Here is a 12734-nt window from a genome sequence, read left to right as displayed (position 1 = left end):
GCCTCCTCGGGGGTGAGGCCGAAGACCCAGGCATGGAGCCGACAGCGCGGGGCCACAAGGGCAGGGCCGGGGGAGGGGGGCTACCAGATGGCTTCCACCCATTCCGGGTGGTCGATGAACGGGTTGCGGTTGTGCTGGAAGCTGTCGTATATGACCTGGTTGCGACGCTCCTCGAACGCGTCGGGCGGGTCCTCGTCGTTCCACTTCTTCAGTACCGAAAGGCGGCCCATGTAGGGGTTGCTGCCGTTGTTGACCTTGTCATTGGGCTCCAGGTCGGCGAAGCCGTCCCCGCCCTCGTAACGGACCGCCATGTAGAGGATCATGCGGGCCACATCGCCCTTGTCGGCGTCGCGCGGCTCGAAGGAGTCGGAGTCGGTGTAACTGCCAGGGGCGCCGCCGACCGAGCTGCCGCCCTCGTCGAAGTCCTTGTTGTCGCGGACGCTGTTGACCTGGACGTCGGCAGCGCGCAGGTGGTGCAGGTCGGTACCCGGACCCGTTGAGGTGCCGAAGTCGCCGTGGGACTTGGCCCACACGTGCTCACGGTTCCAATCGCCCACGTTGCCACCGTTGAGCGACTTGCTGCGCGAGGTGCCGCTGTACAGCAGACGTACGTTGTTGCTGTTGTTCGGGTCCTGGTCGGCGGCCTTGAGCCCGTCCCAAACGGCGGAGTACGAGATCTTCGTCTGGCTGCTGATGATGGTGTGCAGCGAGGACTTGAGGCTGCTTCCGGTCTTGCCGATCGCGTTCTTGTAGTACGTGCTGTCGTACGCGGTCGACGCGGCGGCGGGCGAGGGGGTGAGCGCCGGAAGGCTGAGGCCGACAAGGACGGCGGAGGCGGTCAGCGCCACCGTCTTCCAGCGACGGGTGTGCGTGGCGGGCATGTGGGGGTGTCCGTTCTACGCGGGTTGACTCGCAGGGCAGTTGAGTTTGACATGGACATTGAATATGGGGCAAGGGTCTTGTGGAACGCGGGGGTTGCGTGTAGGTGAAGGCTTCCGGCGCGGGCGGTCGGACGCGGACCGGCCTGGTACCGCAGCCTGCGGAACCCGCTGCATGCAGGCATCTGGCTGCCGACGACCTCTGGACCGTTCTCGGTGAGGAAGCGACCGCGAAGGCCGGGCACTGGCTCGCGCTCGGTCGACTGGAACCACCCGGTTGGGACGGGTGGATCGAGCAATGACTGCATCAGGCCCATCGAATCGGGGCCTGTGCATGGCCGCGCACTCGCATGCGCTCTATCCGTCGGGCGACTTCATGTTCCCCTCACGCGCCTTCGACGTGATGGAGGTCTGGAATGGACTGTGGACTTCGGACCGGCCCTGGAACGCGGACAGCGAGGCCGCCCTGGCGGAGTCGGGGCAGAGCCTCGCAGTGGACATGGCACACGGGCTCGTGGCGGTCGGCGATGGTAACAGCGACACTCACTTGGAGGGGCAGATCGGCATCCCTCACACCGTGGTCTTCGCCGAGGAGCTGAGCACCGAGGCGGTCCTGGCCGGAATCCGTGCCGGCCGCAGCCGGAACGCCGTGTCGGCGGACGCGGACGTAACGGCGAAGGACTCAGCGTTTGTCCGCCTGTTTCACCGTACGCAGGCGACGGAGGCAGGTGATGCTGAAGTCCAGTTCGAGCAGGCCCTGATGGAGGTCGGCGCGTCGTTCGTACCGGGATCCGGAGCCATTCAAAGGTGACTTCACCGACTCATACGGTCTGGACGGCGTCAGCGATGAGGCCCTGGAGCGGGTCACCCGCCGCACCCCGGGCTTCCACGCCTGGCAGGACCCGCGCTGGCTCGTCCACTGCAACGACGCGGCTGCCTTCATCGGCGAGGTCGGATACACCGAACTCGTCGCCCACCCCGAGGCACTCGACCAACTTCGGACCGACCTACGGATCAGTGGGTGGCACGACGCACCCCAGCTTGAGAACTTCCTGACCCACCTCGGGAACTGCGCAAGCGCGATGCTCTTCCGCTGCACCGTCTGCGGCACCCACCTCGCCTACGCCGACGCGTCATAGCGACGGTCCGGCACAGTCCTTTCCCTTCAACGGAGCTGTACCCCATCGAGATGGCGGCGAGGGGGGGGTGGGGCGGCTGGGGTGTGCCTGTTCGTGAGGTGGTTGCAGTGCTTCTCCGGTGGTGGTGCGTTGTGGGTCGGGTCGGCAGAGGGCCCGCCGCGACACTTTCGGGAAGACACACGGCGTAGATCCCGGGGTCATGTACCACGTGCTGAGGCGGCGGCGAACTGCTGTCTTTCGGCGCGGTGACGCGGTCACCGGGCATCATGAAGTGTCATGAGCCTTTCCGGTGTTGCCGCGGTTCTCGCTCTTCTCAGCATCCCCGCGAGCGTGCTGATCGCCCGCTGGCAGATGCGCACTGCACTGGCGCAGTCCGAGGCGACCTACCGGGCCGCGTTGGCGGTGGCGGAGGCTGGCCATCGGGCCGCACTGGAGGTCGTTGACGCGAACCACCGGAAGGCTGTGGAGGGCCTTGGAACTCGCGGCGGAGAGCCATCGCAGTGCTCTGGAAGTCGCCGGTCTCCAGGGAGAGGACGAACACCGTCGGTGGATGGTGGAAGTGCGGAACGCCGAGTACAGGAACTTCGAGGGCACTCTGGCGGAATTCCGCCGCGCCTTCTTGGGCCGTCGGCCTGGCAGCGATCACTTCGTGGATGTCCTCGCAGAACTTCACCGGGGCCGGTACTACATCGGTCACCTCGGTCCAAGTAGCAGCGCCGCGACCTGCCCGGCGCTTCCGCTGTCCACGAGCGGACCGTAGGAGGCGACCAGCCGGGCCACGGCGCGCTCGTCCTCCACGGTGTCCAGGGAGGTGCCCTCCTGACAACTCACTTGCCCCGCCGCTTGAGACGGCGCGCGAAGTGCTGGGTACCGACCTCGACATCGGCTGCGACGTCGTGCGCCTTCTCGACCCGGTCGGCGGTCTCCCGCAACGGTCCCGGTTTGCGGGCGACCAGGACCAGGTGGATCCCGGACCGCCCAGCTGGTCGGCGAGTTCCGAGCCGATGCAGGCACCCTCGCATCGTTCCTACCGTTCGAGTACGGGAGCGAGCCGCGCCGCGAGGGGGTCCCCGTGGAGGAAGTCGAGCAGCTCGGCGACCGTGGGTCCGGTGGCAGGGCCGTGACGGGTGACCGCGAAGGCAGCCGCTGCGTTGGCGCCCTGAGCGGCGGTTACGGGATCCAGGCCGTGGCCGAGGAGTGCGAGGAAGGCTCCCGTATGGGCGTCGCCCGCGCCGTTGCTGTCGACGGCGGTCACCCGGCGGCCGGGGATGTGCCGGGCCTCGCCGCCGGGCGGGATCAGCCGGCAGCCGTCGGCATCGGCGCGCAGGAGCACCCCGGTGCGGGGGCCCAGCCGGGCGGCGAGCGCCACCGCCGCTTCGCCGGCGTCGCGCAGTCCGGTCAGCAGGCGTCCCTCGCGCTGGTTGCAACTGATCCAGTCGCAGCGCGCGAGGACGCTTTCCAGCACGTCGCGGGGGATCTCGGCGACGAGGGGCCCGGGGTCGAGGAAGACCCGGGTGTGGTCGGGCAGTGCGGACACGAATGAGGCCAGTACCGGGCCGTTGACGGGATAGGCGAGCCCGTACCCGGAGATCTGCACCATGTCCCCGGGGCGCAGTGCGGCGCGCACGGACGCGGTGTCGGCCTCGGTCAGCCGGGCCTCCGCGCCGAGGCTGGTGGCGAAGGTGCGTTCGCCACCGCTGTCGACGAAGGCGACGCAGAATCCGGTGTCGGTCTCCGCGACGGGTGGGAGCACCAGTTCGACGCCCTCCCGGGCGAGGTCTGTCCGTACCCGGTCGCCGAAGGGTCCGGTGCCATGGGCGCCCGCGTACAGGGCCGGCAGGCCCAGGCGGCGGGCTGCGGTGAGGACGTTGAAACCGCCGCCGGTGGTGAGGGCGGTGTCGCTGGAGATGATGTCGCCGCCGCGTTCGGGCAGTGCGGGGACCCGCATCACGAGGTCGACGATGGCGTTCCCGGCCAGGACCAGCCGGCCGCCCCCGGCGTCGTCACCGGTACCGTTGTGGCTGCTCACGAGGTCTCCTGTACGGCCGGAGCGGGAACGGCCTGCTGCTCGTGGCGTCGTCGGGACGCCTCCTGACGGACGGACCCGTCCAGCCTGCGCAGCAGGGTGTAGACGCCGGCCGCGAGCGCCAGGGTCACGACCCACCCCAGTCCGTTGGATCCGATCCAGCTATGGGCGAGTGGCCCGGAGAACCACACGTCGGTCGCGCTGGTGCTTGCCTCGGTGAACAGCAGGCCCACGATGATGGCCGTCGCCCAGGACACCATCGCCGCCCATGCCACTCCGCCGCGGAACCAGTAGCGGCTGGAGCGTCCGACGTTCATCAGGGCGCCGCTGTCGTACGAGTGGCGGCTCATGAAGTCCACGGCGAAGACACCGACCCAGGCGTTGATGGGTACGGCGAGGAGGGTGAGGAAGGTGATGAACGGGCCGTAGAAGTCCTTCGCGATCAGGATGAAGTAGATCCCGCCGGCGAAGGTGACGACGACGTCCAGACCCACGGCGATCGTGCGCCGCACCCGTATGCCCAGAGTGATCATGGTGAGGCCGGCCGAGTAGACCGAGAGGTGGTTGGAGAGCAGCAGCCCTCCGAAGGCGGCGATGAGGTAGGGGATGGACATCCACGACGGCAGCATCGCGTTGATCGCCGAGACCGGGTCGGACGCGGAGGCGAGATTCGGCTCACCCGCGGCGAGCAGCGAGCCCAGGGAGATCAGCACGACCAGCGGAATACCGGCGCCGAAGGCGGAGGCGGCGACCAGTCGGCCGCCCGGGATCCGGCGGGGCAGGTAGCGGGCGTAGTCGGCGCCCGCGTTGGCCCAGCCGATACCGGTGCCCGCGGCGATCATGCCGACGCCCACGACCATGGAACTGATGGGCCCGACCGGCGCGTGGACGACCTTGCCCCAGTCCACCGTGGCTGCCAGGAACACGATCACGACCAGGTTGAGCAGGCCGAAGAGGTAGGTGGCCCACTTGTTGATCCACATGATGGTGGCATGTCCGAGGCCGCTGATCAGCAGGGTGCAGCCGATGAAGACCAGGAGACACACCACGGTGAGCACGGTGTTGCGCCGGATCCCGAAGGCGACATCGAGCAGCGCCAGCAACGCGAAGGCCGCCGTGGTGGTGTTGATGGTCTCCCAGCCGAGCCGGCTCAGCCAGGTGACCAGTGTGGGGCCCGCGTTGCCGCGTACCCCGAACACCGCCCGGGAGAGGGTCAGCGCGGGCGCTCCGCCCCGTTTGCCCGCGATGCTGAGCGCGCCGACCAGGGCGAAGGACCCGAAGGACCCGAGGACGGCCACGACGGCCGCCTGCCAGAAGTTCAGCCCGCGGAAGCTCACCAGCGCCGCACCGAGCGGCAGGCCGAGGATGCTGATGTTCGCGGCGAACCATGTCCAGAACATCTGCCCGGCGTGGCCGTGGCGCTCGGCGTTCGGGACCGGCTCGATGCCTCTGGTCTCCACGGTGCCGACGCGGTCGTTCTCCGTAACCGCCATGGTGGTACCTGTCTTTCTCACCGGGCGCCTCGTCCGGGGGACGTCCGGGTGCGGGTGGGTGTGTAGGCGTACGGTCACTCGGCCGGATCGGCACGCAGTGCGAGCAGGGCGGTGGCCAGCGGTTCCAGGTGGAGACCGTTGACCGAGCGCAGGACGTTCAGGGCCTGCGGGGGCAGACCCGAGACGCCGGTGACGGCGCCCGCGATGGCGCCCGCTATGGCGCCGATGGTGTCGCAGTCACCGCCGAGATTCGCCGCCAGCAGGCAGGCCCGCCACGGGTCGCCGTCGGCGAGAGCGAGTACGGCGAACGCCGCGGGAACCGATTCCTGGCTCGCGACGCTGGTACCGACCAGATCGCACACGCGGTCCAGGGCCTGCTGCTCCGGCAGATCACGGACCAGGTCCACGGCCCAGCCGATACGGGCGGCGATATCCGCGCCGGCGACCCAGTGGCCGCGCTCCGCGCCGGCACCGGCCGCGGTGATCGCCGCGGCGAAGGCATCCTCCAGGTCGCCGCCGTCGATGCCGCAGCTCACCGCCGCGGCCACGGCGGCGGCGGAGGCGATGCCGATGGTGGTGTCATGGGTGACCTGGCAGGCCGCCGCGACCTGGTCGACGAAGCGGTCCAGTGGTGTGAGGGAGAAGGCGACGCCGACGGGGGTGATGCGCATGGCGGCGCCGTTGGTGGCACCGGACTTGCCCGCCTCCTCCGGTGGGACGCCGCGCGAGACGGCCTCCAGGGCCACCTTGGTGGAGGGGCCGAGCAGGTCGAAGGAGCCCTTGGCCTTCATGTCCCGCTCCCACTCCAGGAGTTCGTGCGCGAGCCGCAGCGGGTCGATGTGTCCGCCGGACTCCGCGAGCAGCCGGCCCACGATGACGGCCTGGTCGGTGTCGTCCGTGACCGACCCGGCGGGCATTCCGGCACTCACCGGGTTGTCCGACGGCCCGGGCTCGAAGTCCGTGACGGCGCCGAACCGGGCGACGATCGACCGTCGGGACATGATCTGGGTGGGCATTCCCAGGGCGTCTCCCATGGCCAGGCCGTAGAGAGCGCCGAGCGCACGGTCATTCTGGTGGTTCATTCGGGCTTCCTGTAGATGTGCGAGATATGCGAGGCATGCGAGGTGTGCTGGTTGCGCTGGATGTGCTGAGGTACAGGGGGTGTGAGCCGACTCATCGCGGTGACTCGCCGAAGCCGAGGTGCAGCTGGAACCGTGCCGGGTCCAGCAGGCTGTTCACCTGCTCGACGACCCGGCCGTCCGCTCCGCGGCTGACCCGGCGGGTATGGAGCCAGACGTCGCCCTCGGGGCGACGGAGCAATGCCGCGTCGTCGGGGGCCAGGGGATGAACGGACGCCCACTCGTCGCCGTGGGTGGCGCGCAGCCCGGCCGCCGACAGGGTCTTGGTCAGCGAGCCGTCCAGCAACCCGCCCAGCGGGACGTCGGCCAGGGCCGAAACCAGCGGAACCCGGCTGCGCTCCAGCGCTACGGGGGTTCCCTCCGGCAGTACACGCAACCGGTCGAGCACCATGAACTCGGCTTTCTCCACGCCGAGTTCAGTGGCCAGCCGGGCATCGCGCACCGCCTCAAGCCGGAGAATCTCCGTGGTGATCCGGGCACCTTGATCGGCCAGGGCCCTGGTCCACCCGAGACGGTTGTCCAACAGCCCGCCGTCGAACGCGACGAACGAGCCGACACCCGCGTGTGTGGAGATCAGCCCTTGTCTGCTGAGCTCGTCCAGCGCCTGGCGGACGGTGGTCCGGCTGACCTCGAAGCGCTGGGTGAGCGCGTGTTCGCCGGGCAGCCTGCTGCCCGGTTCCAGTGCGCCACTGCGGATCTCGCGGGCCAGTACACGGGCGATGCGCTGATGCTTGAGGACCTGTTTGGACATGGCTGGACGCTGCCATACATGTCCAGTCCTGTCTAGCCCCGTGTGCGAATCCGGATGACGAGCTGCCGGGCGTCACCTTGATCTCCGACCTCCGGGCCGGCTCGGCCTCCCCGAGGCGCATCGCGTCGCCCACCGCATCCGGCACACGCGCACGCAGGGCGTCGCTGATGCCGGGGTCGGCCAGGATGCGAACGATCGCGACGTGGTCGTCCTCGGCCTGGGCGAGGCGGTCTCCGCTTTCGAGCCAGGCGCGCATCTCGTCGATGGTGCCGTTGTCGAGAAGCTGGCCGGCCTCGCGAGTCACACGACTTCCGCTGTCGGGTCGGGGCCAGGGCCAGGGCCGGGGCCGGGGTCGGGGTCGGCCAGGATGCGGAGGATCGGGATGCGCAGGTCATCCGGATCCATGTCGTCGTAGGGGGAGTTCGCGGCCGACGCCGCGGCAGCCGCCGGCGCGGCGGCGAGGGGCAGGGTGGAGAGCAGCAGGGCCGGGGTGAGGGCGCCGGCGGCCAAGGCGAGAGTCGCGCGGGTCGGTCTCAACGAATCAATCACCTCGGTGTCGAGGCGCCGCAGAGTGCAGCGGGGACGCCGTCCCAGCGGCGGGCCGGCCGAGGTACTGCCCGGATCACGCAGCCAGACGTCCATCACTGCCGATGTGGTGGTTGGACTCCAGCGTGGGGGAGTGGGCTGCGCTTCTCAACCTCCGCCGGCCGTCGCGCATGGGCGTGAGAGTTGACTCTCACACATTATGAGAGGAATCTCTCACGTCATGGACTCCAACAATCGCCTGGGTGACATCGAGATCACTGACCCGCAGGCCATGCGGGCGCTGGCGCATCCGGTCCGGCTGGCGATCCTTGACCGCCTCCGGCGGCACGGGCCGGCGACCGCGACGCAGCTCGCGCCCGACGTGGGAGCGACGCCGTCGGTGACCAGTTGGCATCTGCGCCACTTGGCCGGCTTCGGACTGGTCCGGGACAGCGAGCCCGGCCCGGACCGACGTCAGCGACGGTGGGAGGCGGTGGCACGCGGCTTCCGGTTCAAGGCACCGCAGGACCCGGCCGACGAGGAGGGGCAGTCGGCCGCACGGGTGCTGTCGCAGCACATGTTCATGCGCTATGCGGACCTCCCCGGCCAATGGATTGCCGAGGTCGAGCCCGAACTCGACCCGGTGTGGCGCAGAGCGGCCGGGCTGGCCCACACCCGCCTGGTCGTCTCTCCCGAGGAACTCGCCGCCATCGAGGAGGGGATCGAGCGCGTCCTCGCGCCGTACGTGACCCGTGACCCGGCCGAGCGGCCCGCCGACGGCCGTGGTGTCACGCTGATGCGCTACACCCTCCCGGAAGATGCCGAGGCACAGACCGGGCAGACGCAGTGACCGGCCCGGATCGGACCGCCCCACGGTCGCTGTGGCGGGATCGGCGGTTCCGCCGCTTCTGGGCCGGTCAGTCGGTCTCACAGTTCGGCGACCGGATCACCGAACTGGTGCTGCCACTGATCGCCATCGGCGCCCTGAACGCATCGGCCAACCAAATGGCGTGGCTGACCGCGCTGATCTGGACCCCGAACCTGCTCGCGATCCTTCTCGGGGCATGGGTTGACCAGCGGGCCCACAAGCGCCGTCTGATGATCCTCGCCGACCTCGCCCGCGCCGCCGTGCTGCTCACTGTCCCGGTGGCCTGGCTGGCAGGGGCGGTGACGCTCGGACAGTTGTACGCGGTGGCGTTACTGATGGGCGCTGCCGGAGTGCTGTTCAACACCGCCTACCCGCCCTTCTTCGTGCGCCTCGTGCCGCGCGCGTCCTACGTCGACGCGAACAGCAAGCTCAGCGCCAGCCGGTCGGCATCGCACGTCGCCGGCCCGGCCATCGGCGGCGCCCTAGTCCAGGTGCTCACGGCACCTGTCACCGTCCTCCTGGATGCCCTGACCTTCCTGATGTCAGCGATCCTGATCGGGCGGGTCGCGGTTGACGAAGCGCCTGCCGCTGCCGGCAACGCGGCGGCGCCCTCCCTGCTCCAACGCGCCCGGGAGGGACTGTCGTTCGTCGTCCGTCACCCGGTGCTGCGCGCGACCCTAGGATGCGCGGCGACCGTCAACTTCTTCACCTTCGTCGCCGGCAGCGGGCTGATCGTGCTGTTCGCCAACCGCGCCCTCGGACTGTCGGCGGCTGCGATCGGCTTGGCGTTCGGGGTCGGCGCGACCGGTTCCCTCCTCGGTGCGGTCATCGCGCCCAGGATCTCGCGACGGTTCGGTGTGGGACGCAGCATCGTCGTGGGCGCGGTGCTCTTCCCGGCGCCGATCGCCATCGCCGCTGCCGCGGACGGCCCGCTCTGGGTCCGTGCCGGAGCCCTGTCCGCAGCCGAGTTCCTTTCCGGCTTCGGCGTCATGCTGTTCGACGTCAACCTCAACTCCCTCCAGGCCGCTGTGATCCCCGACGGCATGCGCAGCCGCGTGGCCGGTGCGTACAGCACGATCAACTACGGCATACGCCCCGTCGGCGCCGTCGTCGGAGGGCTCCTGGCCACCCTCATTTCTCTGAGGGCAACCCTCCTCATCGCCGCTGTCGGCGGAGCCCTGTCGCTGCTGTGGCTACTTCCGTCCCCGATACCCGGCATCCGATCTCTGACTTCGTACAGTGCTGCGGGTGCGGGTGCGGGTGCGGGTGCGGGTGCGGGTGCGGGTGCGGCTGCGGCTGCTGGCGCGGGCCGGCGTCGCGGTGAACTGCCGTTGGCTGTCGGGGCCTTGTGGTGTCTCGCGTCCATGCCCCAGAAGGTACGACCACGGAGACAGGCCCGAGGCGGGGTGGCGCGGTGCGGGGAGTGGGGACGCCTCTGCACCAGTTGCCGATGCGCTGACGTGGCCGGAGCCGTCCATGCACCGTCCGATGACGACCGTGCCTGAACGGCCGCGTTACCCCAGTGATCTGTCGGTCCGGCGGCCTGTGGTTACCTGGTCCGGGCCGATGAGTACGAGTGTCGGCTGCTGGACCGGCCGGTCGATCCGTTGTCCGTCTGGTGCTGCGTGCGCTGGCCGTCATCTGGCTGAGCTTGGATAGCACCCACACCACCATCACCGACATCGAAGTTCCGGACGGACGCGACCTCGGCCCAAGCGCCGAGCGACGTGATTGAGCATGTCGGACGGCCAGTCCACGTACCCACCTGCTAAGGTTCCCGTCAGCAGTGAGCCTTCCTGGCCCGGACACAGCATCCACCAGGGAGGCTTTTTCGTGTTCGGGGGTCGTTTGCCGGGGTCCGGCACTGATCGTGCGGGCCGGGCCCGGTACCTCCCGATCCGGGAATGCGGATCTCGCCCCTGAATCACCTCTGTGAAGGAGTCTCGTGTCAGACGTATCCGTTCGCCTGGCGGGCGTTGCCGATCGTCCTGTAGTGGAGCGGCTGTGGTTGATGTTCCGTCATGACATGTCGGAGTACCACGGTCTGTTGCCCAGCGCTGACGGAACATTCCGCAGTGATCGGCTCCAGATGGCTTTCTCCGATCCCGACTGGGCGCCCTATTTCCTGACGAGCGGCAGCAGCCCCGCGGGTCTCGCCTTTGTCCGCGGTTTGACCGGCCCGACGCGCGTGCTGAACAGCTTCTTCGTGGTGCGCGGTGCACGCCGGACGGGCGTGGGGCTGCGTGCCGTTCAGGCGGTTGTGGCGTTGCACCCGGGTTCGTGGGAGGTCGCGTTTCAGGACGCCAACATGGCCGCGGTGCAGTTCTGGCGTCGTGTTGGCACGGAGGTCTCCGGCGACGCGTGGACGGAGGAGCGTAGACGGGTACCAGGTCGGCCGGACCTGTCTCCTGACGTTTGGATCTCGTTCAGTACCCCTGCGCGGCCCGGGGGCGTATGACTGCCGTGGGCGCACCGCTTGGCCGCTGCCCCGACCCACTGCGGCAGTTCTACGACAGCCCGGATCACGTGTGCGCGTCGGTGATGGGACACCCCGTCGCTGACGCGCGCCTCGCAGGCTCAGTAGCTCCGTTCGTCTCGGAAGCGGAAACTGATTCGCCTGGTCACTCGTCTTGAGGAGCGAGAGTCAAGTGCGTGCGATGTCGGGTGGAGAAGGCGGACGGCGGTTTGAGGCCGAGGGTGAGGGCGGCGGTGCGTTGGTGGGACCAGAGCGGGATGGGGCAGTGGGTTGCGCGCAGAGGTGGGAAGGGGGAGGAGAGGGGAAGGTCGGTCTGGGCGCGGGGGCGGGTGCTCGCTGTGTTGGCGGTGTTGGTGGCCGGGCTTCTGGCGTTCCATCGGGAACTGCCCAACTCCATTGCGCGGCTGGGTAGTTTGCTGGAGTTGTTCCTGCCCTGGTTGGGCCTGGTGGTGGTGGCGCTGTTCGGCCTGGCTCTGCTGCGGCGTTCAGCCATTGCTCTGGTAGCTGTGGTGTTGCCGACGGCGGCATGGGTGTGCCTCTTCGGTGGACTGTTCCTGCCCAGGGCGGATTCCGGCCCGCACACCATGGTCGTGGTGCAGCACAATGTCAGCGACGAGAACAGAGACCCGGCGGGTACGGCCCGCGCCCTGGCCGAGGTCGAGCCGGATCTCATCGCGCTCCAGGAACTGGTGCCCCCGGCATTGTCGGTCTACCAGAAGGCTCTCGCCCCGGACTACCTGTACCACACGGTCCAGGGCACCGTCGGACTCTGGTCGAGGCATCCGCTGACGGGTGCTCGCCCGGTCGACATCAAACCCCTTGTGATCACAGAGACTTGGAGTCGCGGTCTGCGGGCAGTGGTCCACACACCGCACGGCGACATGGCGGCGTACGTCGCGCACCTGCCTTCGATCCGTGTCCGGGCCCACGGTCTCGAATCCTCCTGGCGCGACGAAAGCGCTGACCTGCTGGGCAAGGCCGTCGCCGCCGAGAAGCTGAGAACGGTGATCCTTCTGGGCGACCTCAACGGCACGGTCGACGACCGTGGTCTGGCCCCGCTGACCTCACGGATGAACGTGGCGGAGCGGGGCTTCGCCTTCAGCTTCCCTGAAGCCTTCCCCGTGGCCCGCATCGACCAGATCATGGCCCGCTCGGCAACCGTCGACGACATCCGCACCTTGCCCGCCACCGGCAGCGACCATCTACCGGTCGCCGCCCGGGTCACACTGCGCTGAAGGAAGGTCCTGGCGACAACGAGTCTGCCTAAGGGCTGTCCCGTAAATGATCTTCAATCGGTTTCGGGTGAGGTCGGCCGTTGTACGGGGCTACCGGCCTATCCGGCGAGGGCGAGGTTGTGCATCCGTGCGATGCCGAGCATGGCGTGGTGGACGCCGTTGCCTCTGAGGCGGCAGTCGCGGAGGATCTTCCAGGTCTTCATG

The 12734-nt window shown here is 69.0% G+C and carries 14 protein-coding genes and 1 pseudogene; 6 read left to right on the top strand and 9 right to left on the bottom strand.

All coding sequences use genetic code 11. From position 1 onward, the window contains the following. Positions 1-80: 80 nt before the first annotated feature. Positions 81-881 carry an endonuclease I family protein gene (locus tag ACIQNU_RS32350; RefSeq protein WP_401373189.1) on the bottom strand — a complete coding sequence of 267 codons (801 nt, stop codon included), beginning with the start codon at positions 879-881 and terminating at the stop codon, positions 81-83. A gap of 331 nt (positions 882-1212) precedes the next feature. On the opposite strand from ACIQNU_RS32350, the gene ACIQNU_RS32345 reads away from it, so the two are divergent. Then, the gene (locus tag ACIQNU_RS32345) at positions 1213-1689 is read left to right on the top strand and encodes a hypothetical protein (RefSeq protein WP_401373429.1); all 477 of its coding nucleotides are present in this window, start codon (positions 1213-1215) and stop codon (positions 1687-1689) included. 19 nt (positions 1690-1708) lie between these two features. Beyond that, on the top strand, positions 1709-2017 hold the full coding sequence (locus tag ACIQNU_RS32340) for a CbrC family protein (RefSeq protein WP_401373421.1): 309 nt from the start codon (positions 1709-1711) through the stop codon (positions 2015-2017). Between the two features lie 693 nt (positions 2018-2710). Here ACIQNU_RS32340 and ACIQNU_RS32335 read toward each other — a convergent pair. The 7 genes from ACIQNU_RS32335 to ACIQNU_RS32305 all read right to left on the bottom strand — a co-directional run bounded on the left by ACIQNU_RS32335 (position 2711) and on the right by ACIQNU_RS32305 (position 7963). After that, positions 2711-2848, bottom strand: a complete 138-nt coding sequence (locus tag ACIQNU_RS32335; RefSeq protein WP_401373188.1) for a hypothetical protein — start codon at positions 2846-2848, stop codon at positions 2711-2713. After that, positions 2845-3039 carry a hypothetical protein gene (locus ACIQNU_RS32330; RefSeq protein ID WP_401373186.1) on the bottom strand — a complete coding sequence of 65 codons (195 nt, stop codon included), beginning with the start codon at positions 3037-3039 and terminating at the stop codon, positions 2845-2847. Before ACIQNU_RS32330 ends, ACIQNU_RS32335 begins: the two co-directional genes overlap by 4 nt. A 5-nt stretch (positions 3040-3044) precedes the next feature. Continuing rightward, positions 3045-4046, bottom strand: coding sequence for a PfkB family carbohydrate kinase (locus ACIQNU_RS32325; protein WP_401373185.1), 1002 nt, complete (start codon positions 4044-4046; stop codon positions 3045-3047). Then, the gene (locus tag ACIQNU_RS32320) at positions 4043-5536 is read right to left on the bottom strand and encodes a purine-cytosine permease family protein (protein ID WP_401373183.1); all 1494 of its coding nucleotides are present in this window, start codon (positions 5534-5536) and stop codon (positions 4043-4045) included. Before ACIQNU_RS32320 ends, ACIQNU_RS32325 begins: the two co-directional genes overlap by 4 nt. Positions 5537-5610: 74 nt before the next feature. Further along, positions 5611-6618 (bottom strand): ADP-ribosylglycohydrolase family protein, encoded by a 1008-nt coding sequence (locus ACIQNU_RS32315; protein ID WP_401373181.1) that lies wholly within the window; start codon positions 6616-6618, stop codon positions 5611-5613. Between the two features lie 91 nt (positions 6619-6709). Further along, positions 6710-7426, bottom strand: a complete 717-nt coding sequence (locus ACIQNU_RS32310) for a GntR family transcriptional regulator (protein WP_401373179.1) — start codon at positions 7424-7426, stop codon at positions 6710-6712. Between the two features lie 300 nt (positions 7427-7726). Continuing rightward, positions 7727-7963, bottom strand: coding sequence for a hypothetical protein (locus ACIQNU_RS32305; protein ID WP_401373177.1), 237 nt, complete (start codon positions 7961-7963; stop codon positions 7727-7729). A gap of 229 nt (positions 7964-8192) precedes the next feature. Between ACIQNU_RS32305 and ACIQNU_RS32300 the strand changes: the two genes are divergently transcribed. The 4 genes from ACIQNU_RS32300 to ACIQNU_RS32285 all read left to right on the top strand — a co-directional run bounded on the left by ACIQNU_RS32300 (position 8193) and on the right by ACIQNU_RS32285 (position 12530). Further along, complete coding sequence (locus ACIQNU_RS32300) at positions 8193-8801, top strand: ArsR/SmtB family transcription factor (protein WP_401373175.1); 609 nt, start codon at positions 8193-8195, stop codon at positions 8799-8801. After that, positions 8798-10324 (top strand): MFS transporter, encoded by a 1527-nt coding sequence (locus ACIQNU_RS32295; RefSeq protein WP_401373173.1) that lies wholly within the window; start codon positions 8798-8800, stop codon positions 10322-10324. Before ACIQNU_RS32300 ends, ACIQNU_RS32295 begins: the two co-directional genes overlap by 4 nt. 440 nt (positions 10325-10764) lie before the next feature. Continuing rightward, positions 10765-11277 carry a GNAT family N-acetyltransferase gene (locus ACIQNU_RS32290; RefSeq protein WP_401373171.1) on the top strand — a complete coding sequence of 171 codons (513 nt, stop codon included), beginning with the start codon at positions 10765-10767 and terminating at the stop codon, positions 11275-11277. A gap of 275 nt (positions 11278-11552) precedes the next feature. Next, the gene (locus ACIQNU_RS32285; RefSeq protein ID WP_401373419.1) at positions 11553-12530 is read left to right on the top strand and encodes an endonuclease/exonuclease/phosphatase family protein; all 978 of its coding nucleotides are present in this window, start codon (positions 11553-11555) and stop codon (positions 12528-12530) included. Between the two features lie 98 nt (positions 12531-12628). Here ACIQNU_RS32285 and ACIQNU_RS32280 read toward each other — a convergent pair. Next, positions 12629-12734, bottom strand: a pseudogene (locus ACIQNU_RS32280) (IS5/IS1182 family transposase); the annotation flags it as partial.

The organism is Streptomyces sp. NPDC091292, from assembly GCF_044757265.1.
Classification (GTDB): domain Bacteria; phylum Actinomycetota; class Actinomycetes; order Streptomycetales; family Streptomycetaceae; genus Streptomyces.
This window is presented reverse-complemented; position numbering and strand designations above follow the sequence as displayed.